Below are 25,031 nucleotides of genomic sequence, written 5' to 3' on the forward strand. Positions count from 1 at the left end.
ACTCCGTGCGCCCGGCCGCCGGTGCGGGCGGCCGGGCGGGGTGCCGCGACGGGCCGTCAGACGCCGGGCGGGCGGCGCAGCCAGGTGCCCTGCCGCAGGACACCGACGACGTCGTGACCGGCGTCCAGGACGACCAGGTCGGCGTCCTTGCCGGGCTCCAGGGAGCCGGTCCGGTCGGCGATGCCCAGCAGCCGGGCCGGCGTGGACGAGAGCGCCTGCACGGCCTGTTCGACGCTGAGCCCGTCGACGGTGACGGCCCGTTTGAAGGCGCGGTCCATGGTGAGCGTGGAGCCCGCGATGGAGCCGGCGGTGGGGCCCTCGCTGATCCGCGCGACGCCGTCCCTGACCTCCACCCGCATCGGCCCGAGCGGATACATCCCGTCGCTCATGCCGGCCGCGCCCATCGCGTCGGTGATGAAGGCGACCCGTCCGGCGCCCGCCTCGCGGAACGCCATCTGCAGGACCGCCGGGTGCAGATGGGTGCCGTCGTCGATCAGCTCGACGGTGACCCGCTCGTCCTCCAGGAGCGCGGCGACCGGGCCGGGGGCACGGTGGCCGAGCGGCGGCATCGCGTTGAACAGGTGGGTGGCGACGGTGGCCCCGGCGTCGATGGCCCGGCGGGTGGCGTCGTAGCTGGAGTCGGTGTGGCCGACGGCGGCGATCACCCCGGCGTCGGCGAGCAGCCGGACGGAGTCCAGGCCGCCCTCCAGTTCGGGGGCGATCGTCATCATCGCGGCGGTGCCGCGGGCGGCCTCGACCAGCCGGCGGACCTCGGCCGGGTCCGGGTCGCGCAGCAGCCCGGGCTGGTGGGCGCCGCAGCGCTGCGGGGAGATGAACGGGCCCTCGAAGTGGATGCCGGTCAGCTCGCCCTGCTGCACCAACTCCGCCAGGACCGCGGCCTGTCGGACCAGGTCGGCCAGGTCGCCGGTGACGGTGGAGGCCACCATCGAGGTGGTGCCGTGCCGGCGGTGGGTGTCGACGACCTTCAGGCACTCCTCGGGGTCGGCGGACGAGAAGGAGCCGCCGCCCCCGCCGTGGACGTGCATGTCGACGAAGCCGGGGACGATCAGGTGCCCGGCGAGGTCGACGACGGTCGCCGCGGGGTCGTGCTGGTCGCCGGCCTCGGTGGCGTCCGGTGTCCGGCCGCGGTCCTTGTCCCGGCTGTGGACCGCGGCGATCCGGGTGCCCTCGACGGTGATCAGGCCGTGGTCGGCGACGCCGGAGGGCCGGGCGATCCGGGCGCCGGCCAGGACGGTGCGCCGGGCGTCCGAGGGCCGTCCCGCGGACTGTTGGTGTGCCATCAGGCGGTTACCTCCGTTGCGAGAAGATCCCAGGCGAGCAGTCCTGCGCCCAGGCAGCCGGCGGCGTCCCCGAGGGCCGCCGGGACGATCGAGGGGAGCTGCTGGAAGGTGACGCGCGCCGCGACCGCGGCCCGCAGCGGCGCGAACAGCGTGTCGCCGGCCTCCGCGAGCCCGCCGCCGATGATCAGCGTGCGCGGGTCGAGCAGGGTGAGCCCGGTGACCAGGCCGTCGGCGAGCGCGTCCACGGCGCCCTGCCAGACCTCCCGGGCGCGCGGGTCGCCGGATGCCACGGCCTTGGCGCAGTCGGCGGCGCCGGCCCGCGGATCGCCGCAGGCCGCGGCCCAGTCGCGGCCCACCGCCGCGGCCGAGGCGACCGTCTCCAGGCAGCCGCGCTGGCCGCAGCCGCAGGCCGGGCCGCCGGGCCGGACGACGATGTGGCCGATCTCGCCGGCGCTCCCGTGGGCGCCGGCCTCGATGCGGCCGCCGATGCCGATGGCGCCGGCGATCCCGGTGCCCAACGGCACGAAGAGGAAGCGGTCGGTGTCCCGGCCGGCGCCGATCCGGCCCTCGGCCAGGCCGCCGGTGCGCACGTCGTGGCCGAGCGCGACCGGCACCCCGCCGAGCCGCTCCGAGAGCAGGGCCCGCAGGGGGACGTCGCGCCAGCCGAGGTTGGCGGCGTAGACGGCGGTGCCGGTGGCCTCGTCGACGATGCCGGGGACGGCGAGGCCGGCGGCCAGCGCGGTGCCGCCGAACCGCTCCCGGCCGAGGTCGCGCAGCTCGGCGGCGAAGCCGAGGATCGTCTCGATCACCGCCTCGGGGCCGCGGTCGCGCCCGGTGGGGCGCCGCGCCTCGTACAGGAGGGTGCCGTCCGCCCCGGCGAGGGCGGCCTTCATGCCGGTGCCGCCCACATCGAGGGCGATGACGTGTCTCACGGGGGACAGTGTCGCGCGACCGGACAATAAAGGTCTAGTCCACTCACCGTGCTGATCGCCACGTGCGGACAGGTCTACCCCGATCGCCGGCGGCGAGCGGTGCGTACGCGCCGGTAGCCTTCCTTGTGCACTCCTCTTCACCGCCTCTGACCTGCGCGAGCGGCGGCCCGATAGGGAAGGTGGGGGGAGGGTGGTGTAGACCTTGTGGGGGACAGTGGCGGATGCGCTGTTCTGTGTCGATCGAGGGTGATCCCCGAGACGACGGTGGGAACACCCGCAAGCACGGAATTTTCGGGACAAAGGGGCGGTAACAGCGGTGCGACGGCGGTACGTGAGCCTGGCGGCGGGACTGGCCGCCGCCATGACACTGACTCTCACCGGCTGCGGCAGCGGCAGCGGGGGCGGCGGCGTCACCCTGTCACTGATCGCCGCCGACTACGGCGACAGCAAGGCCAACAGCTCCCAGCGCTACTGGGACGACCTGGTCCGCGCCTTCGAGGAGCAGAACCCCGGCATCAAGGTCGACGTCAAGGTCTACAGCTGGACCGACGTCGACAAGAAGGTCGAGGAACTGGTCGACGCCGGCAAGGCCCCCGACATGGCGCAGATCGGCGCCTACGCCGACTACGCCGCCCGCGGCAAGCTCTACAGCGCCGACGACCTGCTCTCCATCCCCGTCCAGGCCGACTTCACCCCCTCCCTCGCGCAGGCCGGCGAATACGAGCGCAGGCAGTACGGCATGCCCTTCGGGGCCAGCACCCGGCGCCTCTTCTACAACAAGAAGCTGTTCACCGCCGCCGGCATCACCGCCCCGCCGCAGAACTGGAACGACATCGTCAGCGACGCCCAGGCCCTCAAGGCACACGGCGTGAAGATCCCCTTCGCGCTGCCGCTCGGTCCCGAGGAGACCCAGGCCGAGACGCTGGAGTGGATGCTGGCCGGCGGCGGTGACTACACCGACCAGATCGGCAAATACACCATCAACTCGCCCGAGAACGTCAAGGCGTTCGAGTGGCTCCAGAAGGACCTCGTCGGCAAGGGCCTGACCGGCGGCGACCCCGCCAAGCTCGACCGCGGGGACGCCTTCGCCGGCTTCGCCGCCGGCGACGTCGGCATGCTCAACGGCCACCCCACCCTGATGAAGCAGGCCGAGGCCAAGGGCATCGACTACGGCACCGTCGAACTCCCCGGCACCAACGGCAAGGCCAAGGCCACCATGGGCGTCGCCGACTGGATGATGGCGTTCAAGCAGAACGGCCACCGCGCCCAGGTCGGCAAGTTCCTCGACTTCGTCTACAGCCAGAAGAACGTCCTGAAGTTCTCCGCCGACTACAACCTGCTGCCGGTCACCACCTCCGCCTCCCAGGCGATGCTCGCCGACGACCGCTTCGGCAAGCTGCACGGCTTCCTCAACCAGCTGCCCAACGCCCACTTCTACCCGGCCGACAAGACGTCCTGGCCGCTGGTCTCCAAGACCATCAAGTCCCGGATGGGCGCCGCCGTCGGCCCCCAGGGCAACCCCTCCGCGACCCTCACCGACATCCAGAACACCGCGGAGACCGCCGACAACAGCGCCGAGTAGCGCCGAGCAGCACCGGACGGTGCCGGAACAGCGCAGGCAGCGGGCCCGGAGGACCACCCCCGGGCCCGCCTCCGCAGTGGGCTTATCGTGGGAGCGTGACGACGGACGGCGGAGTGGCATGACAGGCGGCACCGGTGACGACACCAGTGACGGCACCGAGCGCGCACTCTCCGCCCGCGACGAGGCGGTGCTCGCCGTCGAACGCCGCTCCTGGCCCGGCCCCGGCGCCAAGGAACGCGCCATCCGCGAACAGCTCGGCATCTCCCCGACCCGCTACTACCAGCTCCTCAACGCCCTGCTCGACGACCCCCGCGCCCTCGCCCACGACCCCGTGACGGTCAACCGCCTGCGCCGCGTACGGGAAGCGCGGCGGGCCCGCCGCTGAGCCCGGCCGGACCGCCACAGGGCTCGCCCCCCTGTCGTCCCCGGCGCCGCGCGCCGACCGCCGCCCCGATGCCCCCGTACACCCGGCATGCGCCCATGCCCCGCCGGTAAGGTCGGCGTCATGGGCACCCCGAACGCCGCGCCACCTCCCGAACCGGCACCGGACCCGGACCCCGTGCCGGCGTCGCAAGCCGTCCCGCTCCCGGGCACCCCCGCCGGCCGCGCGGGCCTCGCCGCACTGCTGGCCCACCCCGAACGCGCCGTCGTCGCCCTCGACTTCGACGGCACGCTCGCCGACATCGTCCCCGACCCGGCCAAGGCCCGCGCCCACCCCGGCGCCCCCGAGGCCCTCGCCCGGCTCGCCCCCCACCTCCGCGCGCTCGCGGTGATCACCGGCCGCCCGGCCGGCGTCGCGGTCCGCCTCGGCGGCCTCGACAAACTCCCCGGCCTCACCCACCTCGCCGTCCTCGGCCACTACGGCGCCGAGCGCTGGGACGCCGCCACCGGCGCCCTGCACGCCCCCGCCCCGCACCCCGGCATCGCCGCCGTACAGGCCGAACTCCCCGGCGTACTGGACCGCTCCGGCGTCTGGCACGGCACCTGGGTCGAGACCGCCGTCGAACGCAAGGGCGGCCGCGCCATCGCCGTCCACACCCGCCGCGCCGCCGACCCCCAGCGCGCCTTCGAGCAGCTCCGGGAACCGCTCACCGCGCTCGCCGAACGCCACGGCCTGATCGTCGAACCGGGCCGGCTGGTGCTGGAGCTGCGCCCGCCCGGCATGGACAAGGGCGTCGCGCTCGCCCAGTGGGTCGAGGAGACCGGCGCCGCCGTCGTCCTCTACGCCGGCGACGACCTCGGCGACCTCGCCGCCTTCGCCGCCGTCGAGAAGCTGCGCTCGGAGGCGACCGGCGGCGTCCTGGTGTGCAGCGGCAGCAGCGAGGTCACCGAACTGGCCGACCGCGCCGACCTGGTCGTCGACGGCCCGAAGGGCGTGGTGGCCCTGCTCGGCGCCCTCGCCGACCGCATCGAGGGCGCCGACGGGGAGGGTTCGGCTACTCCTTGAGGCCCAGGGAGGACAGCGCCGTCGTCCAGTCGTGCGCGATGGCCTGCTGCGCCTTGCCCAGATCGGCCTTGCCGGAGCAGATGGCGGCCTTGAGCTTGTTCTCCACGCCGTCCTTGGGGTTGTTGGGCCCGGCGCCCGGCTTGTGTCCGGGGGACGGCGGCTCGACCCAGAGGTTGCGCGGGTCGTTGGGGTCGCCGCCCAGCTGGAGGCTGATGAGGTGGTCGTACTCGGCGTCGTGCAACGAGCTCGTGTAGCCGTAGGACTTGGCGTTGGCGGTCTTCTCGCGGCCGGTGATGCTCACCGGCGGCCGGATGTCCTTGGTGTAGCCGCTCCGGCAGATCGTGGTCTTCAGCGTCTGCGGGGTGACCTTGGGGTTGGTGGCCCCGGGGGTGCACTTGGGGTCGGGCAGCGGCTGCTTGTCGGCGGTGTAGCGGAAGTGGCAGGAGCCGGGGGCGGGTTGCTTCTGCACCGTGTACGCCGACTGCGGCCCGGCGCCGACGGGTATCGACCCGGACGGCGCGGAGGGGGACCCGGATGCCGACCCGGACGCCGAGGAGCCGCCCTTCGGGTCGGTGCCGCTCTTGCCGGACGAACATCCGGCGACCGTGGCCGCCAGGACGGTGGCGGCCGCGATCGCGGCCCACCGTGCGGAGCGTGCCCGTGAGTTGATTGCCATGGGATAAGGACTACCCCACTCCGGCCCGCCGCAGCCGCGGCACGGAGGCACGGGGGAACCTCCGGGGGCGGACGGCGCGATGGCCCTACCGCCCCCGCCGGAACCGTTCGCCGACCTCGCCCCGGTCGGTCTCCCACCACGGCCGCATCAACTCCGGCTGCGGAACGGCCGCTTCGCCCGCCGCCGGGCCCGTCGCCGCGGGCGTCGCCACGTCCGCCGCCGGGGCCGCCGCCGTGGGCGCGGCCACCGCCAGCTCCCGGTCCAGCCGGGCGTCCAGCACCCGCGTCCGCCGCCGCTCCTCGCGCACCCACTCCGCGAACACCGCGATCAGGAACGGCAGCCCGACCAGCTCGGCGATGGTCAGCATCAACCCGCCGCCGATCATCTGGTCCTGCTGCGGACTCGGATCCCACGGCCGGTGCTGCGACGCGTACCAGCCGCCCGCGATCATCGTCCCGCTGGTCATCACCACCACCCCGGGCACCGCGTCCACCAGCCCGTCCACCAGCACCAGCAGCGCCCGCACCGGATGGCTGCACCACGACGGCAGCAGCTCCTCCCGGGTGAGCATCGGCAGCACGAACAGGCTCCCGGTGACGAGCAGTTGCAGATACATCAACTCGTGCAGCGGACCGTGCCGCAGCGCCGTCGGAAAGTACGGCGTGAAGTAGATCGCCAGCTCGGAGGAGAGCACCAGAACCGTGCTGACCAGCGGGAACGTCAGGAAACGGACCAGCCGGCCGGAGACCGCCGCACGCAGCCGACGGGCCGCCGGCCGCTCCTGCGGCAGCGCCCGCAGCACCAGCGACAGCGGATCGCCCAGCGCCAGCCCCAGCGGCGCCACGAGATCCAGCACGATGTTCTGCACCGCTGCCGGCCAGAACAGCTCATGGTCGTAGACCGCCAGCCCCGACATCGTCGCCACCGCGATCGAGCCCAGGCCCAACCCGGCGAACGCCACCACCCGGGCCACCGGCCAGCGCTCCCCGCGCCGCACCAGCCGCACCACACCCCAGGCGTAGAGGCCGGCAAGCACGAGGATCAGCACGAGCGCGTACGGGTCCGGCCGCCAGCTGCCGAGCAGCCGCCCGGCGGTCAGCTCCGGCAGCGCCGAAGCGGCCACCGGCGAAGCAAGCGTTGTCAGTGTCACGATCCACCACGCTAGCCCCGCCCGCGGACGATCAACCGGCGGGGCACCCGCCCGGGCCGGTCACTCCGCCAGCGCCCGCAGCTGCTCCAGGAACCACCGCGCGGGCGGCAGCGCGGTCGCCGCCGCGGCCAGCCGGCCGGTGCGCGCGGCCCGCTCCTCCTCCGGCATGACCAGCGCGGTGTGCAGCGCCTCGGCCGTCTGCGCCACGTCGTAGGGGTTGACCGTCAGCGCGTCCGTGCCCAGCTCCTCCCAGGCGCCGGCCTCCCGGGAGAGGACCAGCGCACACCCCGCGTCGGAGACCACCGGGACCTCCTTCGCGACGAGGTTCATACCGTCCCGGATCGGGTTGACCAGCGCCACGTCGGCCAGCCGGTACGCCGCCAGCGACCGCGCGAAGTCGTCCTCGACGTGCAGCAGCACCGGCTGCCAGGCGGCCGTCCCGTACTCCGCGTTGATCTCCTCGGCGAGGCTGCCGACCTGCGCGGTGTAGTCGCGGTAGACCGCCAGGTCCTGCCGCGAGGGGTAGGCGAACGCCAGGTGCACCACCCGCTCGCGCCACTCCGGCCGGTCCGCCAGCAGCCGCCGGAAGGCCAGCAGCCCGCGCACGATGTTCTTGGACAGCTCCGTGCGATCCACCCGGACGATCGTCTTCCGGTCGGCCCCGCCGATCTGCTCGCGCAGCGCAGCCATCCGCTCCGCCACGTCCGGCCGCCGCGACCGCTCCCGCAGGAACTCCGCGTCCGCCCCCAGCCCGTGGACCCCGATCCGGGTCCGGTGCGCCTCCCGGCCGGGCGCCGCCGCGATCACGACGGGCGGCTCGTGCCGCGGCCGCTGCACCGTGCAGTCCGGCCCCAGCGTCGCCGCGCAGCACGCCGTGAACGCCCGCGCCCACCGCTCGGTCAGGAAGTTCGCCCGGTCGGCGCCCAGGATGCCCAGCAGCAGTTGCCGCCGGACGTCGTCGGGCAGCATCGCGAAGTACTCCGGCGGTGCCCACGGGGTGTGCGAGAAGTGCGCGATCCGGACGTCCGGCCGCAGCTCGCGCAGCAGCCCCGGCACCAGCGCCAGGTGGTAGTCCTGCACCAGCACCGCCGCACCCGGGCCCGCGGCGTCCGCCAGCGCCGTCGCGAACGCCGCGTTGTACGCCTCGTACGCGGCCCACTGCCCCCGGAAATCCACGTCGAACACCGGCTCCAGCGGCGTCTGGTAGAGCATGTGGTGGACGAACCACAGCACCGAGTTGGCGACGCCGTTGTAGGCCGCGGCGTGCACCTCCCCCGGGATGTCCAGCATCCGGACACGCTGTCCACCGGTGTCCGCGACATCCAGCCCGCCGCCGGTCCGCCGCACCGCCTCCCGGTCACCGTCCCCCAGCGCGGAACACACCCACACCGCGTCTGTCTCCGGCCCGATCGCCGACAGTCCCGACACCAGCCCCCCGCCGCCCCGCTTGGCGGTCAGCCCCCCGCCCGCCCCCAGGGCATACGAAACGGGCCCGCGGTTCGACGCGACGAGGACCTCGGCACCTGGCTGGACCGCACTGCGCTCGGAGACCATGTCGCGACATTAACCCGTCACCGATCCGCGCAAACGTACGGATCGCGCCTCTCGCCTAGGCCGCCCGGCGCTCCGCGTACTCGGGGATTTCGGCCATCGGCGGCCGCTCCTCGGTGTCCACCTCCGTCGTCCGCGGCGCAAAACCGTTCTCGCCGCGCTCGAACTGCGTCAGCCGGGGACGGACCAAGTGGCCGCGCGCCAGCCGGAGTTGGGCGGTGCGGTAGATGGCGGCGGCCATCCGGCCGAGCGCCTGGTCGCCCTGGTGCCGGTGCCTGCGCACCCCCACGTCCACCTGCGCGAGGGCATCCAGCCCGACCGTGTGCAGGGAGTCCACCAGCAGCCCCAGCTCCACCCCGTAGCCCACCGGGAACGGCAGCCGCTCCAGCAACGAACGGCGCGCCGCGTACTCCCCGCCCAGCGGCTGTACGAACCCGGCCAACTGCGGCCAGTGCAGATTGAGCAGCGGCCGGGCGACCAGCTCGGTCACCCTGCCGCCCTGGCCCGCCGCCGGCGCCCGGCCCTCCCCGGTGTCCAGCGGCCGGTCGTACATCGCCTTGACGAACTGGATCTCCGGATCGGTCAGCAGCGGCCCGACGATCCCCGAGACGAACGCGGTGGAGAACTCCCGCAGATCGGCGTCGACGAAGCAGACGATGTCGCCCTCGGTCACCAGCAGCGACCGCCACAACACCTCGCCCTTGCCGGGCAGCGCCGGAATCCGCGGCAGCACGCTGTCCCGGTGGACCACCCGGGCGCCGGCCGCCGCGGCGACCTCCGCCGTCCGGTCGGTCGAGCCCGAGTCCAGCACCACCAGCTCGTCGACCAGCGGCACCTCCGGGGTCATCAGACCGGCGCGGATCGCCGCGACGATCGTGCCGACCGTCGCCTCCTCGTCGAGCGCCGGCAGCACCACACTGACCGTCCGCCCCGTCTGGCGCTTGGCCTCCAGCAACTGCTCCAGGGGGCGGTCCGCGGCGGACCAGGAGCGGCCGGCCAGCCAGCGCTCCACTTCTTCCAGCACGTCTACGACTCTCCTCGGCGGCCCCCGAACGGAAGCCCGTTATGTGATCCATCTCGCGGACCGGACGACTATCTCAACGGCGAGTGCCTTCGGTTACAGTCTTGAACAACGCGGACGACCGCCGCATGTCGGGGTCGCCACGCGACAAACGCCTGGGTCCGCCCAGCGCCATACCGCTCATCCAGAGGGGCAGAGGGACACGGCCCGTTGAAGCCCCGGCAACCCTCCAGCCGATCTCCGCAGCCGACACCCGGCGCGCGCGAGGCTCTCGGCTAGGGAAGGTGCCAAATCCGTCTCACGGCGAGATGCGTCGTGAGGAAGATGAGGAGAAAGGGCCTCGCCTCCATGGCTGTGCAAGCAACCGAACCCACCGCTTCCGTCGCACTCGGTCCCGCCGTCGCACTCTCCTGCCGCGAATGCGGCGAGCGCTTCCCGCTCGGCCCGATCTTCGCCTGCCAGGAGTGTTTCGGCCCGCTGGAAATCGCCTACGACCTCCCCACCGGCGACCCCGAGGGCCTGCGCAAGCGGATCGAGGCCGGCCCCGACAACATCTGGCGCTACGCCCCGCTGCTGCCCGTCCCCGCCGACGTGGCCGACAAGCCCAACCTCAACCCCGGCTGCACCAAGCTCGTCAAGGCCGACCGGCTCGCCGCCGAGCTCGGCGTCACCGGCGGCCTGTACGTCAAGGACGACTCCGGCAACCCCACCCACTCCTTCAAGGACCGGGTCGTCGCGATCGCCGTCGAGGCCGCCCGCGCCTTCGGCTTCACCACCCTCTCCTGCTCCTCGACCGGCAACCTGGCCGGCGCGGTCGGCGCCGCGGCGCGCCGCGCGGGCTTCAAGTCCTGCGTCTTCATCCCGCACGATCTGGAGCCCGGCAAGGTCGTGATGGCCGCGGTCTACGGCGGCGACCTCGTCGCCATCGACGGCAACTACGACGACGTCAACCGCTTCTGCTCCGAGCTCATCGGCGACCCGCTCGGCGAGGGCTGGGGCTTCGTCAACGTCAACCTCCGCCCCTACTACGGCGAGGGCTCCAAGACGCTGGCGTATGAGATCTGCGAGCAACTGGGCTGGCGGCTGCCGGACCAGATCGTCATCCCGGTCGCCTCCGGCTCCCAGCTCACCAAGATCGACAAGGGGTTGAAGGAGCTGATCGCCCTCGGCCTCGTCGAGGACCGCCCGTACCGGATCTTCGGTGCCCAGGCCGAGGGCTGCTCCCCGGTCTCCGCGGCCTTCAAGGCCGGCCACGAGGTCGTCCGGCCGCAGAAGCCGAACACCATCGCCAAGTCCCTGGCGATCGGCAACCCCGCGGACGGCCCGTACGTGCTCGACATCGCGCGCCGCACCGGCGGTGCCGTCGAGGACGTCACCGACCCGCAGGTCGTGGACGCGATCAAGCTGCTGGCCCGCACCGAGGGGATCTTCGCGGAGACCGCGGGCGGCGTGACCGTCGGCGTCACCAGGAAGCTCATCGAGAACGGCGTCCTGGACCCGTCGTTGACCACCGTGGTGCTGAACACCGGCGACGGCCTGAAGACCCTCGACGCCGTCGCCTCCGGGCCCACCGCCACCATCCGGCCGGACCTGGACGCGTTCCGCGCGGCCGGCCTGGCCGGCTGAGCCGGGCCCCGCCCGCCCCCGACTCCCACTCCCGTAGCCCCGGAAGGCATCAACCATGAGCGTCAAGGTCCGCATCCCCACCATCCTGCGCACGTACACCGGCGGCGAGGCCGAGGTCACCGCCGAGGGCGCGACCCTCTCCGAGGTGATCGCCGACCTGGAGCAGAACCACCAGGGCATCGCCGCCCGCGTGCTCGACGACGCCGGCAAGCTGCGCCGCTTCGTGAACGTCTACGTCAACGACGACGACGTCCGCTTCGAGCAGGGCCTGCAGACGCCGACCCCGGACGGGGCGGGCGTCTCCATCATCCCGGCGGTCGCCGGCGGCTGCTGACCCGCCCGAGGGTGCACGGCGCGGAACGACACGGATCGACACGGAACGAAACGGATCGCATTTGCGCCAACTCTTCTCTGCACTGACTGGAATTTGCCCCGTCCGACCTAAACGGACGGGGCAATTCCGTGTGGTGAAAGGGGATACCATTGAGGCGATCCCCCTCCGGTTATCCCCGCGTGCATGCCGAACGCATATGAGATCGCGGTGACTTGTGCGCAAGTTGTGTGCGCGTTTTGTCGGTTGTGCGGCATATTCCCGGCCCGAATCAGGCTGCAATAACGCCATTTGAGCGTATACGGCCGTTTCCCCGGCGCCAGAATTCTCGTCCGATTGACCTGTTGCGCTGGGCATTGGTCCAGATACATTCAGCGGCGGTCGACGCGTTCCGGCGCACACCCCACGGGCATTCCCGGGGGGTGAGGTCTGACCCGGGTCCGCGAAGTGCGGTCCTGCGCAAGGGCCAGTAATAGGGGAGTTAGGCATGGCTCAGGGCACCGTCAAGTGGTTCAACGCGGAGAAGGGGTACGGCTTCATCGCGGTCGACGGTGGTGCGGATGTATTCGTCCACTACAGCGCGATCCAGATGGACGGTTACCGCACCCTTGAGGAGGGTCAGCGGGTCGAGTTCGAGATCTCGCAGGGCCAGAAGGGGCCACAGGCGGACATGGTCCGGGTCACCGCCTGAGGCGGCGGCCGACTGCATCGTCGGCAGAAGGCCCGCAACCCCGGTGAACGGGGCTGCGGGCCTTCTGTCGTGGGGGAGCGGTGGCGGTGGAGTGCTGTTCCGCCCCGCGCCGTAGTGCGCTGTCCTTCGCCCTGGTCCTGTGCTTCCCCGGGGCCGGGGCGTGCGTCTCCTGGGCCGGGGCCTGCTGCGCCGTTCCGTGCTTCTTCGGGTCGCGCTGCTCCGCGCCGTACTGCCCCCGCCGTACTGCCCCCGCCGTACTGCTCCGCGCCGTGCTGCTCCGCGCAGCAACCGTTCCGCCGTGCCGTGCGGGCGCGCGGGGTGCCACCCGCAGGGTGCCGTCCGCGGCATCCATCCGCTGCGCGCCGACCGCGCCCCATGCGCGGGCGCACGCGGGCGTGCCGGGCGCGCACGAGGCGTGGGACGACCGCCTCCCGGGCCGGCGACCGCCCGCCGTCACGCCCGTCCGCCGGCCCGCAACCGACCGCACCCCACCGGGAGACATCCCCGAAGCCGCTTGCACTCGCCTGGTGCGAGTGCTAATCATTGCGTTAGCACTCTCCCAGTGAGAGTGCTGAATGTGGACCGGGTCGGTGAGGCCGGCACGCCAGGTGGGGCAAGGAACCACAGGGCATGTGGGCCGTCCGTCGCGGGCGCCAGCGCGGTCCCGAGCTTCCTCCCCCAGGCTCGCAACACTGTTCGGGCAGGGGGTACCCCCATCAGTCCGGAGGGACCACTTCACATGGCCAAGATCATCGCGTTCGACGAGGAGGCGCGGCGCGGCCTTGAGCGCGGTATGAACCAGCTCGCCGACGCCGTCAAGGTCACCCTCGGCCCCAAGGGCCGCAACGTCGTCCTTGAGAAGAAGTGGGGCGCCCCCACGATCACCAACGATGGTGTCTCCATCGCCAAGGAGATCGAGCTGGAGGACCCGTACGAGAAGATCGGCGCCGAGCTGGTCAAGGAGGTCGCGAAGAAGACGGACGACGTCGCCGGTGACGGCACGACGACCGCGACCGTCCTCGCCCAGGCGCTGGTCCGCGAGGGCCTGCGCAACGTCGCCGCCGGCGCCAACCCGATGGCCCTCAAGCGCGGCATCGAGAAGGCCGTCGAGGCCGTCTCCGGCGCCCTGCTCGACCAGGCCAAGGAGATCGAGACCAAGGAGCAGATCGCCTCCACCGCGTCCATCTCCGCCGCCGACCCGCAGATCGGCGAGCTCATCGCCGAGGCCATGGACAAGGTCGGCAAGGAAGGCGTCATCACCGTCGAGGAGTCCCAGACCTTCGGTCTGGAGCTGGAGCTCACCGAGGGTATGCGCTTCGACAAGGGCTACATCTCGGCGTACTTCGCGACCGACATGGAGCGCATGGAGGCGGCGCTCGAGGACCCCTACATCCTCATCGTCAACTCCAAGATCAGCAACGTGAAGGACCTGCTGCCCCTCCTCGAGAAGGTCATGCAGTCCGGCAAGCCGCTGCTGATCATCGCCGAGGACGTCGAGGGCGAGGCCCTGTCGACCCTCGTCGTCAACAAGATCCGCGGCACCTTCAAGTCCGTCGCCGTCAAGGCCCCGGGCTTCGGTGACCGCCGCAAGGCCATGCTCGGCGACATCGCCATCCTCACCGGTGGCACCGTCATCTCCGAGGAGGTCGGCCTCAAGCTGGAGAACGCCGGTCTCGACCTGCTCGGCCGCGCCCGCAAGGTCGTCATCACCAAGGACGAGACCACCATCGTCGACGGTGCCGGCGACAGCGACCAGGTCCAGGGCCGGGTCAACCAGATCCGCGCCGAGATCGAGAACAGCGACTCGGACTACGACCGCGAGAAGCTCCAGGAGCGCCTGGCGAAGCTGGCCGGCGGCGTGGCCGTCATCAAGGCCGGTGCCGCGACCGAGGTCGAGCTCAAGGAGCGCAAGCACCGCATCGAGGACGCCGTCCGCAACGCCAAGGCGGCCGTCGAGGAGGGCATCGTCGCCGGCGGTGGCGTGGCCCTGCTGCAGGCTTCCTCGGTCTTCGAGAAGCTGGAGCTGGACGGCGACGAGGCCACCGGTGCCGCCGCCGTGAAGCTGGCCCTGGAGGCCCCGCTCAAGCAGATCTCCGTGAACGCCGGCCTCGAGGGCGGCGTCATCGTGGAGAAGGTGCGCAACCTGACCCCGGGTCACGGCCTGAACGCCGCCACCGGCGACTACGTCGACATGATCGCCGAGGGCATCATCGACCCGGCCAAGGTGACGCGCTCCGCGCTGCAGAACGCCGCCTCCATCGCGGCGCTCTTCCTCACCACCGAGGCCGTCATCGCCGACAAGCCGGAGAAGGCCGCCGCGGCCGCTCCGGGCGGCATGCCGGGCGGTGACATGGACTTCTGATCCACCGCGGCCCCGTCCGCCGGTAGATCAACGTCCGTTCCGTTCGCCGGGGCGGTACCCCTCTCTCCCAGGGGGGTACCGCCCCGGCGGCGTTCTCGGGGTGCGGGGCGTGGGGCGGATGTGATGGCGGTGGCCTCACGTCGCCGCCCCCACGCTGCCGTCCTCACGCCGCGGTCCTTGCACAACTGTCCGTGCGTCCTGCGTGCGCCCTGCACGTCGCCGGTGTCGTGCGTGGTTCGGCTCCTGGTCGGGTCCTGGTTCGGCCCTTGGCCGGTCCTGGTCGGGTCCTGGCCGGGCTCCGGCTGGGTTCATGGACCGGCCCATGAACGGACCCATGAATCGCCCCATGGCGCGGGTGCATGGCACGGGTGGATGGTCCGTTCCCGCGTCCTCGTTGGCGTCCGCAGTGCTGCCCCGGTGTCCCCCGGGCGGTTCCGGCAATCGGGGGATCGGTTCGCCCTGTCGAGTGGCTGCCCGGCGCGCCTCCGACCGGCGCGCCAACATAGGGGGCCCCGGCGGGGAGAACCTCGGATCTGGCCCCCGACCCCACCCGGAACAGGACCCGCCCGTGCCGAACGTCCCGAACCACACGAGGACCGGTGCCCGCACCGTCTACGAGCCAGTGGTCGCCCCCACCACCCGCTACGCCGGCCGGGAGGCGGCGGCGGCCGTCCTCTTCGCCGTCGCCGCCCTGCTCTACAACTGGTGGCCGCTGGAATTCGTCCTCCACACCGGCCTGGACCCCCGCCACTCCTACGTGAGCGAGCTCTACGCCGCCGACCAGCCGCTGCGCCACCTCTTCGGCGCCCTGGAAGCCGGCTGCGCGCTCCTCGTCATCACCGGTGCCCTGCTCGCCCGCAGCACACCGTCCGGCCACGGCCGTTGGGCCCGCACAGGATGGCTCGCGCTGGTCGGCCTCGGACTGTCCTCACTGGCCGACGTACTGCTCCCCATGGCCTGCGCCCCCTCCGTGGAACCCGGTTGTCTGGCCGTCCACCCCTGGCACACCGCCACCAGCGCCTTCGCCCACTTCTTCCTCTTCGCCTCGATGGCCTGCCTCAGCCGTGCCGCCGCCGTGCAGCGTCCCCCGATGCCGGTGGTCCGCCGCTGGGGTCCGCGTGTCCTGGCCGTCTCCATGCCCGCCGCGATCCTCACCGTCGGCCCGCTCGTCGGTCACCCCGGCTGGCACGGCGTCCCCCAGCGCGTCCACCTGGCCCTCGTCGGCGTGTGGTTCCTCCTGCTGGCCGGGGCACTCGGCCGCTCGGCACGTCGCCGTCGCCGCTGGGCAGGCCACTGGGACGGCCCCTGGGCCCGCTACGTGGAGGGCCTCCGGCGCGCCTGCCACAACACACCCCCAGGCCACGAGCACGCCCCGCCCGCGAACGACGAGAACGCATCGCCTGCGAGCGACGAGCACGCATCGCCTGCGAACGACAAGAACACGGCACCTGCAGGCGACGAGGACGACACACCTGCCCGTCCTGAGACCGCATCAACTACCGGACGTGAGAACGGGCCTGCGCCTGTTCCGGTGGCACCCGTTCCGGAAGCCTCCGCTCCAGAGCCGGACGGTGCAGGGCGGGGGGCCGTGGAGCAAGGGGCGCCGAGCCTGGCGGCTGTAGGGCCGGGCACTTCCGAACTGGGCGCTCCAGAGGCGGGCGTTCCGCAGGTGGGCGTTCCCGAGACGACCGCATCTGAGGCTGTCGGCCAGGGCCCGGGCGGGCCCGAGGCAGAGGCCGGGGAGCCCTGTGGCCCTGGGCTGGGGGCCCGGGGGCCGGGCGCTCCGGGGCCGGGCGCCCGGGGCGCGGCGAACGCGGTGCAGGAAGCCCGGGAGCCAGGCGCTCCCGGGCCGGGTGTTCCCGGAACGGGCATCCAGGAGCCGGGTACTTCGGGAGCAACGGGGTTGGGCCCGGCCGGCCCGGAGTGAACCGGCGGGCCCGGCCGGCCCGGAGTGAACAGGTCCGCAGAACGGCGTCCCGGAGCGAGCCGTTGCGGAGCACGGCGGTCGGGCGCGTGACGGACCGGACATGACCGTTCCGCCGCCACCCGGGCCAGGGCGATCCCATCTGCCGGGTCCAGCGCGATCCGATCCTGGCCCCTGGCCGAGCACCCCGACGCTCAACTCGACCGAGACGCGGTCGACTCAACACGGCCAAGACCGGCGTCAGCTCAACGCGGCCAAGAAGGGTCCGCTCAACGCGGACGGTCAAGAAGGGTCCGCTCAACGCGGCGAGGACGTGGCCGGGAGGCGCGTCTCTGGCCAACCAATCCGCCTGCCACGGCTGCCCCAGCCCGCCCCTGCGGCCGTTGCCCTACGGCCCCTGCGGTGCTGCCCTACGGCCCTACGGTGCCGCCCTACGGCCCCTACGGCTCCCGCGGCGCGCAACCGCCCGCGGACAGTGTCAGACGGGCTTGGCCCGGCGGCGGCCCGGCCGGGAGCCCCGTGGGGCTTTGGGGCGATTACCCGACGCCTTCGAGCGCGGGGTTGCGCGCGTCCGGGTCCGTTCGCCGGGGGCTGTCGGGGGTGGCCGCATCGGCTTCTGGGCGCGGTGCTTCGGCGGCCGCGTCGAGGCCCGAGTCGAGAGCCGAACGCTGCTGCTTGCTGAGGCCGAAGAAATAGGTGGCGACGAAGCCGACCGCGTAGCCGACGAGGAGGCCGAGGGCGTAGACGGCGACCGTCGTGCCGAGCGCCTGGTTGCCCTTGACCAGGGGGAAGAGGGCCAGGCCGGAGGGGCCGATGGCGGTGGAGCCGACGGTGTCGCCGAGTTGGTTGAGAAGGCCCACGAAGCCGCCGCCGAACGCGCCGCCGACGCAGGCGGTGACGAAGGGGCGGCCGAGGGGGAGCGAGACGCCGTAGATCAGGGGTTCGCCGACGCCCAGGAAACCCGCGGGGAGGGCGGAGCGGATCGTCGTGCGGATCGAGTGGTTGCGACGGAGGCGTGCGTAGAGGGCGAGGGCGGCGCCCACCTGGCCGGCACCGGCCATGGCGAGGATCGGCAGGAGTGTTGTGTAGCCCTGCTGCTGGATCAGGGTGGTGTGGATGGGGATGAGGGCCTGGTGGAGGCCCAGCATGACGAGCGGGAGGAAGAGCCCGCCGAGGAGAAAACCGGCGAGTGCGCCACCGTGGGCAAGCAGCCAGTCGGCGCCGGTGCCGATGGCTTGCGAGACCTCACCTGCGGCGTACATCAGGCCGAAGACGGTGACCAGGCCGGTGAGGAGGACGGTGAGGGTGGGGGTGAGGAGGACGTCGAGGGCCTCGGGGACGCGTCTGCGGAGCTGCTTCTCGAGGTGGGCGGCGAGGAGAGCGGCGGCGAGGGCGCCGAGGACGCCGCCCTGGCCGGGTGCGAGCTTCTGGCCGAAGGCGGTGACGTTGGCGATGCCGGGGAACACGATCACCGCGGCGACGGCGCCGCCGAGGACGGGGGTGCCGCCGAATTCCTTCGCGGTGTTGTAGCCGACGAAGACCGCGATCAGGGACATGAAGCCGGAGGCGATGGCCGTCAGGGCCGGGACCAGGGTCGGGAGCCAACCGGCGTTGGTGAGCAGGCCGTTGAGGCCGGCGATGATGCCGCAGCCGATCAGGGAGGGGATGAGGGGCACGAAGATGTTGGCGATGCGGCGGAGGAAGAGCTTGACGGGGGTGGCGTTGCGGGCCTTCTGGCGGGCCTTGAGGGCGGCGCCTTGGGCGGCCAGGTCGGGGGCGGTGGTGGGGGTAGGGGTGGGGGGCAGGGAGGTGCTGTTGGTGGTTGGGGCGGTGTGGTCGGTGGGTGGGGTGGTGTTGGTGGTTGGGGTGGTGGGGGCGGTTTGGGGGGTGGTGTCGGTGGGGGGTGGGTTGTGGGGGTGGGTGGGGGTGGCGTTTGCGGGGGCCTTGGGGGCGCCGCCTTTTTCCTTGTTACGGCAACGGTTACGGAGAGTGATTTGTTTCTGTGGGACGTCACTGGAATGGGGGGTTTGGAGTTGGGGGGACTCGTTGGGGGTGGTGGTGTCGGCCTGGGTCAGTAGGTGGGTGAACTCGGGGGTTACTCGGGCGACGGTGCCGGGGCCGAGCACGATTTGGTAGGTGTCGTCGTCGACCACTCCCAGGACGGCGGGGAGTGCTTTCAGGGCGTCGTCCTGGACCAGGGAGCGGTCCTTGATGCCCAGGCGGAGGCGGGTCATGCAGTGGGCGACGGAGGTGATGTTGGCGGCGCCGCCGACGAGGGGGAGGAGGGCGGCGGCGGTGGCGCGGTTTTTGTCTTCGGGCATGTGGGGCGCCTTGCTGTAGGGGCGGGGTGGGGAACGGCGGCGTTGGTTGGGACAGGGGACAGGGGACAGGGGACAGGGGACAGGGGACAGGGGTCAGGGGGTTTGGGTGGGGGTGGATTGGAGGGCGGTGCGGAGGTGGCCCTTGGTGGTGTTGAGGAGGCGGGCGGCTTCGTGGGCGTCGACACCGCCGAGCAGGACGAGGATGGCGTTCTTCACCTCGCCGTCGGTCTCGGTGAGGGCGGCCTCGATCTCCAGGTCGGTGGCTCCGGTGGCGAGTGCGACGATGCGGCGCGAGCGGGCGCGCAGCTTGTCGTTGGAGGCGCGGACGTCGACCATCAGGTTCCCGTAGGTCTTGCCGAGGCGGATCATGGTGATCGTCGAGAGCATGTTGAGGACGAGCTTCTGGGCGGTGCCGGCCTTGAGGCGGGTGGAGCCGGTGATCAGCTCGGGGCCGACGACGATCTCGATGCCGTGCTCGGCGGCCGCGGCGAGGGCGGAGTCGGTGTTGCAGGACAGGCCGATGGTGAGGGCGCCGATGGCGCGGGCGTGCTCGACGGCACCGACGGCGTAGGGGGTGCGGCCGGAGGCGGAGATGCCGACGACGGTGTCGCGGTCGGCGATGGCGAGGGCGGTGAGGTCGGCGGCGGCCAGTTCCTTGCTGTCCTCGGCGCCCTCGACGGCGGTGACCATTGCGGACGGGCCGCCGGCGATCAGGCCGACGATCTCCGCGGGGGCGGTGTTGAAGGTGGGCGGGCATTCGCTGGCGTCGAGGACGCCGAGGCGGCCGGCCGTACCGGCGCCGGCGTAGATCAGGCGGCCGCCGCGGGCCATGCGGGCGGCGATGGCGTCGATGGCGGCGGCGATCTCGGGGAGGCGTTCGGCGACGGCGGCGGGGACGGTGGTGTCCTCGTCGTTCATCAGGCGGGCGATGTCGAGGGTGGAGCGGCGGTCGATGTCGGCGAGGTCGGGACGGAACTCCTCCGTGGTGAGGGTTGCCAACTGGGTGCGGAGGGTTGAGTAGTTGGGGTCGGTGGGCGGCATGGGCGGGGCTCCTTGGGGCGGAGTGGGGCGAGGTGGCGGGGGCGTTGTGGGCTGGTCGCCGGTAGGGGTGCTGCCGGGCCCACCCGTGCCGTGCCGGTGTACGGCTGTCCGCGGCTGGGGCGTGCAGGTCGGCGGGGGTCAGTGGCGGGGGTTGTGGCGGTGGGCGAGGGCTTCGTAGGAGGCGGAGAGGGCGGGGGCGGCGGTTTCGTAGGTGCGTTGGGCGACGCCTATGAAGAGGCAGTCGACGACAAGGAGCTGGCTGGTGCGGGAAGACATGGCCGCGGGGCGCAGCTCGCTCTCGCGGGCCGTGGAGGTCGTCAGGACGTGGTCGGCGTAGGCGGCGATCTCGCCGTCGGGGCGGCCGGTGATGGCGATCGTTGTCGCGCCGTGGTCGAAGGCGACGCGCAGTGGCTCTATGACGTCCGTCGTGCGGCCGGAGTGGGTGATCGCGATGGCCACGTCGCGTGCCCGCATCTGGACGGCGTTGGTGACGGCGAGGTGCGGGTCGGAGTGGGCGTGGGCGATCAGGCCGATGCGCAGCAGCTTCTGGACCAGGTCCTGGGCGACGAGGTTGGAGGCTCCTATGCCGTAGACGTCGATGCGGCGGGCGGAGGCGAGGGCGGCGACGGAGGCTTCGAGCTGGGTGACGTCCAGCGCGGCGGCGGTGTCGGCGAGGCACTGCTGCTCTTCCTGCGCGAGCTTGGCGACCACGTCGACGAGGGTGTCGTCGACCGCTATGTCCGCCGTGACGGCGGGGGCGGTGCCGGCCTCCTGCTGTGCGGCGAGGGCGGCGAGGGCGAGGCGCAGGTCGCGATAGCCGGGATAGCCCAGGAGGCGGGAGGTGCGGACGACGGTGGCCTCGCTGGTGCCGGTGCGCTCGGCCAGGCCGGTGACGGTGAGGGCGGCGCAGCCGGCCGGATCGCCGGCGACGGTCTCGGCGACTCGCTGCATGGAGCGGGTCATCGTCGGTGCGAGCGTGCGGACCTTGGCGGCCAGGGCCGCGGGTGGCGGTGGGGCCGGTGGCGCTGTTGGAGGAGTGGTCTGTCCGGGACTGGTGAAAGTTTCCTTCACTCCGCTATTCATGGCTGAAAGATATTTTCGGGGCCGGGAGGCGTCAATACCCTCCGTGAAGCCTGTGGACAGGTGGACGGACGGAGGGGCGACGCGGATCGTGCGCCGGTCCGCCTGTGGATAAGTCGGCCGGTCGGCGGCTGCGCGCGAGAATGAGGTCATGGAGCTGGAACAGGCATTGCACGCCGCGCGAGCGCTGGTGCTCGCCGACCTGATGGCGGATGACGTAGCGGACGCCGAGATCGTCTCGCTCGTCGAGGATGCGGTCACGCATCGCCGATGGTGGGTGGAGCAGTGGCCTGAGGGTGCCTCGTTCGTCGCGGGGCTGATAGCGCAGGACGTCCAGGACGCGCTGCTGGAGCGGTACGGCCGTTGGCCGCTGTGCCCGGTGTGCACGGAGTCCGGGGATCCCCATGCGCTCGATGTGGAGCCGGAGTTGGGCCCGGATCCGCACTGGGTGTGTCCGAAGACGGCGGTCGCCGTCGCCCCGGTCGGGCGGCTGCGCGCGCCGGCGGAGGGTTGAGGTGGCGATCTACATCGACCCGCCCATATGGCCGGGGCACGGTCGTATGTGGTCGCACCTGGTGAGCGACCGGTCGTTCGACGAGCTGCACCGTTTCGCGGCCGCGCTCGGTGCGCCTCGACGGGCCTTCGAGCGCGACCACTACGACTTGCCGTCCGAGCGGTATGACGATGCCGTGCGGGCGGGAGCGGTGGCGGTCGGTTCCAAGGAGCTGGTGCGCCGGCTCACGGAGGCGGGGCTGCGGCGGCCGAAGGGGCGGTGAGGGGCGAGGGGGTGGGGGGTGGGGGCCCCGCCCCGGTCGCCCCGGCGTTCTACTTGCTCCCCGCGCGCTTGAAGTTGTCCTCCAGCTTGCGGCCCGGTTCGGGGCCGCTGGGGTCCTCGGGGCGGAGCGTCAGCAGGGATCCGTCCTCGGACACTCCGTACGTGGACGGGGGCAGCGGGTCGAGCCAGGACTCCTCTTCCCTGGTGCGGCCCTCGGAGCACTTCCGGTGGGTCGTCAGGGTCGGGGCGGAGGCCGTGACCACGTCGCCGGTGAAGTGGGCCCGGGCGGTGAAGTCGTTGCAGGGGAGCTTGCCGGTCATCGTGCCGTCCTCGTGGAAGATCCAGGAGATCTTGCCGTGTTCCGGGCCTCCGTACTGGCCGCCGTCGTCGTACTGGGCGAAGTAGAAGTCCCACTGCGTGCCGAAGAAGCCCTGTGCGGGGCGGGTCTGGCTGAGGGTGACGTAGTCGCCGCGGTCGTTCTTCAGGTTGACGATCCTGGCCCCGTCGTCGGGGCCGCGTTTCTGCTCGGACAGCGTGAGGTGTCCGGTGAAGAGCCTGCTGACCTGCTTCTCGAAGGCCGCGACGTCCTGCGGGCAGCCGTCGGTCCTGGCGTCGGGCCCGTCCTTGCCGAGTGTGAGGTCGTTGGCCCGGACGTCCGCCGTCAGTTGGACGGGAGCGCAGCCGTAGGTCCCCGACACGGTGCCGTCGCGGTGGAACTCCACCCAGTTCCTGAGGTGCCAGGTCTCCTCGGTGGGGGTCGGCCGGTCGAACTTCCGGCCGTCGATCCGGCCGCCGTCGAACTTCAGGACCGCGCCGACCAACAGGTCACCGGGGCCGCCCAGGAGCTTCCGGGCGGCGCCCCCGCCGTCGGTCCGTCCGGGGGCGCCGGCGGTGGTGAGCGTGAGCAGCGCGGCCAGTACGGCGACGGCGGGGGCGAGGGCTCTTCGGAGTGGGCGCATGTTCGAACGACGTTCGTGGATGCCGGACGGTTGCATGCGCCGCCCTCAGGAGCGTTCGCCGCCCTTGAGGGTGTTCCGCGGTCTCAGTGGCGTTCGGCGGCCTCCGGGGAGCGGGCGGCGGACTCCGTGCCGGACGCGGCGTCGGGGGCCGGGGCCGAGGACGCGACGACGCGGGAGCGGGCCGAGGCGCGCTGGAGGCGGAAGGCGAGGGCGGTGGTGAGGACGGCGACGGCGGCGAGGGCCGCGCCGGTCCAGGCGACGGCGGGGTAGCCCCAGCCGGCGCTGATGGTCAGGCCGCCGAGCCAGGGGCCGAGGGTGTTGCCGATGTTGAAGGCGGCCGTGGTGGTGGCGCCGGCGAGGGTCGGGGCGGCGTTCGCCACGTTGAACATGCGGGCGTTGAGTGCCGGGGCCGTGGTGAAGGCGGTGACGCCGAGCATGAGGGAGAGGGCGACGGCGGCGACCGGGCTGTGCGCGGTCAGCGCCAGGACGGCGAGGACGGCGGTGGAGGCCGAGATGCCGCCGAAGAGGGTGCCGAAGGGGTGCGCGTCGGCGATCCGGCCGCCGACGAACGTGCCGATCAGCGCGCCGACGCCGAAGAGCGCGAGCACCGTCGGGACCCAGCTCTCGGCGAGGCCGGCGGTGTCGGTCAGCAGCGGGGAGAGGTAGGAGAAGAGGGCGAAGACCGCGGCGCCGTTCATGGCGGTGGCGATCAGTGCCAGCCAGACCTGCTTGTCCCGGTAGATGGTCAGCTCGCGGCGGAGCTGGGGGCGGTCGTCGCCGGTGGGCACCTTGGTGCGCGGGACGAGGGCGATGACGCCGACGAGGCCGATGACGGAGAGGCCGGCCACCGCCCAGAAGGCGGCGCGCCAGCCGGCGTGCTGGCCGAGCAGGGCGCCGGCGGGGACACCGGCGATGTTGGCGATGCTCAGTCCGCCGACCATGACGGCCATGGCGCGGGCCCGGGCGGTGACCGGGACGAGCGAGACGGCCACGGCCGCGCCCACCGCCCAGAAGCCGGCGCAGGCCAGGGCGCTGATCACCCGGGAGGCGAAGAGGACGGCGTAGGAGGGTGCCAGGGCGCCGGCGGCCTGGCCGAGGCCGAAGATCGCGAGCAGGGCGATGAGGGTGGTGCGGCGGGGGAGGCGGAGCGTCGCGGCGGCCAGTACGGGGGCGCCGACCACCATGCCGATGGCGAAGGCGGAGACCAGCAGACCGGCCTGCGGGATGGAGACCCCGAGGTCGCGGGCGAGCGGTTGGAGGATGCCGGAGAGCATGAACTCGCTGGTGCCCAGGGCGAATACGGAGAGCCCGAGGACGTAGACGGCGAGTGGGAGGCGGGCGCGGGGACGGGGGGCGGATGGTGCTGGCATGACAGGTGCCAACCGGGGGATGGGTGCTGACATTCCCGGTCGGCGGGGTGGCGTTCGCCACGTGGGGGTCGCGCCCGGGGGCCGGCGGGGCCGGCGGGGCCGGTCGGACGGTGCGCTGGACCGGGCGGCCGGGCAGCGGGTCGGTCGCCGTCCCCGTTCGGTCGCCGTCCCAGGTCAGCCGCCGTCTCCGGCCGGTCGGGCGGGCCCGCCGCCGCTCTCCAGGAGGGCGAGTTCCGTGGCGAGGTTGTGGCGGGCCGGTGCCTCCCAGCGGTCGTGGCCGGTCGGTGTCCTGAACAGGCGGGGGAGCGCGAGGAGTTGGCGGAGGACGGCGGCGCGGCCGGCCCGGAAGTCCGGGTCGGGGACGAAGCCGTACTCGGCGCGGACCGCGGCGGCGTAGGCGGCGTAGGCGTCGGGGGTGCCGGCCAGGACGGCCAGGTCGGCGTCGCACAGGACGGCGCCGTCGCGGTCGTCGGGGGCCGGGTCGTGGGTGACGGTGAGGCGGACGAGGCGGGCGACCTCGGCGGTGCGGGCCTTTGGGACGCCCAGTTCGGGGAGGGCGCGTTCGGCGAGGGCGGCGCTGCGTTCCTCGTTCTCGGAGCGGTCGGGCCGGTAGACGGCGTCGTGGAACCACGCGGCCAGTTGGACGGCCGGCAGATCCTCGGCGTGCGCGGCGAGTTCGTCGATCCGGTCGAGGACGGCGGTGAGGTGGTCGGTGGTGTGGTAGCGGCGCTGCGGCTCGGCCCAGCGGCGGAGGAGGTTGTCCGCGTACGGGGCGGGGGCGGGGCCTTCCTGGCCGGGGCCTTCCTGGGTGCCGCGGGCCCGGGCCACGGTGGCGGCCCAGCGGGCGGCCAGGTCGGGGCGGGAGTCGCTCATGGGCGTCATTGTGCAGGG

At 72.7% G+C, this 25,031-nt stretch carries 22 protein-coding genes and 1 riboswitch; of the genes, 10 read left to right on the forward strand and 12 right to left on the reverse strand.

Translation table 11 applies throughout. From position 1 onward, the window contains the following. Positions 1-56: 56 nt before the first annotated feature. Together nagA and K2224_RS09440 are read right to left on the reverse strand one after the other, a co-directional pair. On the reverse strand, positions 57-1,301 hold the full coding sequence (gene nagA / locus K2224_RS09435) for an N-acetylglucosamine-6-phosphate deacetylase (RefSeq protein ID WP_221906133.1): 1,245 nt from the start codon (positions 1,299-1,301) through the stop codon (positions 57-59). Further along, positions 1,301-2,233: an ROK family protein gene (locus K2224_RS09440; protein WP_221906134.1), complete on the reverse strand. Its 933-nt coding sequence runs from the start codon at positions 2,231-2,233 to the stop codon at positions 1,301-1,303. The genes nagA and K2224_RS09440 overlap by 1 nt, the downstream gene beginning before the upstream one ends. Positions 2,234-2,594: 361 nt before the next feature. Here K2224_RS09440 and K2224_RS09445 point away from each other — a divergent pair, with 361 nt between their 5' ends. The 3 genes from K2224_RS09445 to otsB all read left to right on the forward strand — a co-directional run bounded on the left by K2224_RS09445 (position 2,595) and on the right by otsB (position 5,262). Next, complete coding sequence (locus K2224_RS09445; RefSeq protein WP_260692430.1) at positions 2,595-3,815, forward strand: extracellular solute-binding protein; 1,221 nt, start codon at positions 2,595-2,597, stop codon at positions 3,813-3,815. 118 nt (positions 3,816-3,933) lie between these two features. Then, positions 3,934-4,200: a DUF3263 domain-containing protein gene (locus tag K2224_RS09450; protein ID WP_221906136.1), complete on the forward strand. Its 267-nt coding sequence runs from the start codon at positions 3,934-3,936 to the stop codon at positions 4,198-4,200. Between the two features lie 120 nt (positions 4,201-4,320). Then, positions 4,321-5,262 carry a trehalose-phosphatase gene (gene otsB / locus K2224_RS09455; protein WP_221906137.1) on the forward strand — a complete coding sequence of 314 codons (942 nt, stop codon included), beginning with the start codon at positions 4,321-4,323 and terminating at the stop codon, positions 5,260-5,262. Here the strand turns inward: otsB and K2224_RS09460 are convergent. The 4 genes from K2224_RS09460 to K2224_RS09475 form a co-directional block, all read right to left on the reverse strand. After that, positions 5,252-5,938 carry a hypothetical protein gene (locus K2224_RS09460; RefSeq protein WP_221906138.1) on the reverse strand — a complete coding sequence of 229 codons (687 nt, stop codon included), beginning with the start codon at positions 5,936-5,938 and terminating at the stop codon, positions 5,252-5,254. The genes otsB and K2224_RS09460 overlap by 11 nt on opposite strands. 85 nt (positions 5,939-6,023) lie before the next feature. After that, positions 6,024-7,088: a cytochrome c oxidase assembly protein gene (locus K2224_RS09465; RefSeq protein WP_399018129.1), complete on the reverse strand. Its 1,065-nt coding sequence runs from the start codon at positions 7,086-7,088 to the stop codon at positions 6,024-6,026. Between the two features lie 60 nt (positions 7,089-7,148). Next, positions 7,149-8,642 carry a trehalose-6-phosphate synthase gene (locus tag K2224_RS09470; protein WP_221906139.1) on the reverse strand — a complete coding sequence of 498 codons (1,494 nt, stop codon included), beginning with the start codon at positions 8,640-8,642 and terminating at the stop codon, positions 7,149-7,151. 55 nt (positions 8,643-8,697) lie between these two features. Beyond that, positions 8,698-9,663, reverse strand: coding sequence for a glucosyl-3-phosphoglycerate synthase (locus tag K2224_RS09475; protein WP_221906140.1), 966 nt, complete (start codon positions 9,661-9,663; stop codon positions 8,698-8,700). A 174-nt stretch (positions 9,664-9,837) separates the two neighbouring features. Then, positions 9,838-9,991, forward strand: a riboswitch (SAM riboswitch). Positions 9,992-10,008: 17 nt separating this feature from the next. Between K2224_RS09475 and thrC the strand changes: the two genes are divergently transcribed. The 5 genes from thrC (at position 10,009) to K2224_RS41330 (ending at position 16,597) form a co-directional block, all read left to right on the forward strand. Then, entirely contained in the window at positions 10,009-11,286 is a 1,278-nt protein-coding gene (gene thrC, locus K2224_RS09480; RefSeq protein WP_221906141.1) for a threonine synthase, read from the forward strand. Between the two features lie 55 nt (positions 11,287-11,341). Continuing rightward, a complete protein-coding gene (locus K2224_RS09485) occupies positions 11,342-11,620 on the forward strand; it encodes a MoaD/ThiS family protein (protein WP_221906142.1) in 279 nt (92 codons plus the stop codon). A gap of 484 nt (positions 11,621-12,104) precedes the next feature. Beyond that, on the forward strand, positions 12,105-12,308 hold the full coding sequence (locus K2224_RS09490) for a cold-shock protein (protein WP_004986573.1): 204 nt from the start codon (positions 12,105-12,107) through the stop codon (positions 12,306-12,308). A gap of 739 nt (positions 12,309-13,047) precedes the next feature. Next, positions 13,048-14,670, forward strand: coding sequence for a chaperonin GroEL (groL, locus tag K2224_RS09495; RefSeq protein ID WP_221906143.1), 1,623 nt, complete (start codon positions 13,048-13,050; stop codon positions 14,668-14,670). 568 nt (positions 14,671-15,238) lie between these two features. Beyond that, positions 15,239-16,597, forward strand: a complete 1,359-nt coding sequence (locus K2224_RS41330; protein WP_313904766.1) for a DUF998 domain-containing protein — start codon at positions 15,239-15,241, stop codon at positions 16,595-16,597. A 533-nt stretch (positions 16,598-17,130) separates the two neighbouring features. Here the strand turns inward: K2224_RS41330 and K2224_RS09505 are convergent. The 3 genes from K2224_RS09505 to K2224_RS09515 all read right to left on the reverse strand — a co-directional run bounded on the left by K2224_RS09505 (position 17,131) and on the right by K2224_RS09515 (position 21,039). Beyond that, complete coding sequence (locus K2224_RS09505; protein ID WP_221906144.1) at positions 17,131-18,915, reverse strand: PTS transporter subunit EIIC; 1,785 nt, start codon at positions 18,913-18,915, stop codon at positions 17,131-17,133. Between the two features lie 93 nt (positions 18,916-19,008). After that, positions 19,009-19,956 carry an N-acetylmuramic acid 6-phosphate etherase gene (murQ, locus tag K2224_RS09510; protein ID WP_221906145.1) on the reverse strand — a complete coding sequence of 316 codons (948 nt, stop codon included), beginning with the start codon at positions 19,954-19,956 and terminating at the stop codon, positions 19,009-19,011. A 138-nt stretch (positions 19,957-20,094) separates the two neighbouring features. Beyond that, positions 20,095-21,039 carry a MurR/RpiR family transcriptional regulator gene (locus tag K2224_RS09515; RefSeq protein WP_221906146.1) on the reverse strand — a complete coding sequence of 315 codons (945 nt, stop codon included), beginning with the start codon at positions 21,037-21,039 and terminating at the stop codon, positions 20,095-20,097. 148 nt (positions 21,040-21,187) lie between these two features. Here K2224_RS09515 and K2224_RS09520 point away from each other — a divergent pair, with 148 nt between their 5' ends. Then, positions 21,188-21,550: a hypothetical protein gene (locus K2224_RS09520; RefSeq protein WP_221906147.1), complete on the forward strand. Its 363-nt coding sequence runs from the start codon at positions 21,188-21,190 to the stop codon at positions 21,548-21,550. A gap of 1 nt (position 21,551) precedes the next feature. Then, positions 21,552-21,812: a DUF4031 domain-containing protein gene (locus K2224_RS09525; protein ID WP_221906148.1), complete on the forward strand. Its 261-nt coding sequence runs from the start codon at positions 21,552-21,554 to the stop codon at positions 21,810-21,812. A gap of 49 nt (positions 21,813-21,861) precedes the next feature. Here K2224_RS09525 and K2224_RS09530 read toward each other — a convergent pair whose 3' ends face one another. The 3 genes from K2224_RS09530 to K2224_RS09540 all read right to left on the reverse strand — a co-directional run bounded on the left by K2224_RS09530 (position 21,862) and on the right by K2224_RS09540 (position 25,013). Continuing rightward, positions 21,862-22,770 carry an META domain-containing protein gene (locus K2224_RS09530; RefSeq protein WP_221906149.1) on the reverse strand — a complete coding sequence of 303 codons (909 nt, stop codon included), beginning with the start codon at positions 22,768-22,770 and terminating at the stop codon, positions 21,862-21,864. 83 nt (positions 22,771-22,853) lie between these two features. After that, complete coding sequence (locus K2224_RS09535) at positions 22,854-24,140, reverse strand: Cmx/CmrA family chloramphenicol efflux MFS transporter (protein ID WP_221906150.1); 1,287 nt, start codon at positions 24,138-24,140, stop codon at positions 22,854-22,856. A 174-nt stretch (positions 24,141-24,314) separates the two neighbouring features. Further along, positions 24,315-25,013 carry a hypothetical protein gene (locus K2224_RS09540; protein ID WP_221906151.1) on the reverse strand — a complete coding sequence of 233 codons (699 nt, stop codon included), beginning with the start codon at positions 25,011-25,013 and terminating at the stop codon, positions 24,315-24,317. Positions 25,014-25,031: the final 18 nt, after the last annotated feature.

The organism is Streptomyces sp. BHT-5-2, assembly GCF_019774615.1.
GTDB lineage: Bacteria > Actinomycetota > Actinomycetes > Streptomycetales > Streptomycetaceae > Streptomyces.

Excerpts from the sequence above, each read along its gene's own strand:
- nagA (WP_221906133.1), bottom strand. The coding sequence starts at position 1,301 with ATGGCACACCAACAGTCCGCGGGACGGCCCTCGGACGCCCGGCGCACC.
- K2224_RS09445 (WP_260692430.1), top strand. The coding sequence starts at position 2,595 with ATGACACTGACTCTCACCGGCTGCGGCAGCGGCAGCGGGGGCGGCGGC.
- K2224_RS09450 (WP_221906136.1), top strand. The coding sequence starts at position 3,934 with ATGACAGGCGGCACCGGTGACGACACCAGTGACGGCACCGAGCGCGCA.
- otsB (WP_221906137.1), top strand. The coding sequence starts at position 4,321 with ATGGGCACCCCGAACGCCGCGCCACCTCCCGAACCGGCACCGGACCCG.
- K2224_RS09460 (WP_221906138.1), bottom strand. The coding sequence starts at position 5,938 with ATGGCAATCAACTCACGGGCACGCTCCGCACGGTGGGCCGCGATCGCG.
- K2224_RS09470 (WP_221906139.1), bottom strand. The coding sequence starts at position 8,642 with ATGGTCTCCGAGCGCAGTGCGGTCCAGCCAGGTGCCGAGGTCCTCGTC.
- thrC (WP_221906141.1), top strand. The coding sequence starts at position 10,009 with ATGGCTGTGCAAGCAACCGAACCCACCGCTTCCGTCGCACTCGGTCCC.
- K2224_RS09485 (WP_221906142.1), top strand. The coding sequence starts at position 11,342 with ATGAGCGTCAAGGTCCGCATCCCCACCATCCTGCGCACGTACACCGGC.
- K2224_RS09490 (WP_004986573.1), top strand. The coding sequence starts at position 12,105 with ATGGCTCAGGGCACCGTCAAGTGGTTCAACGCGGAGAAGGGGTACGGC.
- groL (WP_221906143.1), top strand. The coding sequence starts at position 13,048 with ATGGCCAAGATCATCGCGTTCGACGAGGAGGCGCGGCGCGGCCTTGAG.
- K2224_RS09505 (WP_221906144.1), bottom strand. The coding sequence starts at position 18,915 with ATGCCCGAAGACAAAAACCGCGCCACCGCCGCCGCCCTCCTCCCCCTC.
- murQ (WP_221906145.1), bottom strand. The coding sequence starts at position 19,956 with ATGCCGCCCACCGACCCCAACTACTCAACCCTCCGCACCCAGTTGGCA.
- K2224_RS09515 (WP_221906146.1), bottom strand. The coding sequence starts at position 21,039 with ATGAATAGCGGAGTGAAGGAAACTTTCACCAGTCCCGGACAGACCACT.
- K2224_RS09520 (WP_221906147.1), top strand. The coding sequence starts at position 21,188 with ATGGAGCTGGAACAGGCATTGCACGCCGCGCGAGCGCTGGTGCTCGCC.
- K2224_RS09530 (WP_221906149.1), bottom strand. The coding sequence starts at position 22,770 with ATGCGCCCACTCCGAAGAGCCCTCGCCCCCGCCGTCGCCGTACTGGCC.
- K2224_RS09535 (WP_221906150.1), bottom strand. The coding sequence starts at position 24,140 with ATGCCAGCACCATCCGCCCCCCGTCCCCGCGCCCGCCTCCCACTCGCC.
- K2224_RS09540 (WP_221906151.1), bottom strand. The coding sequence starts at position 25,013 with ATGAGCGACTCCCGCCCCGACCTGGCCGCCCGCTGGGCCGCCACCGTG.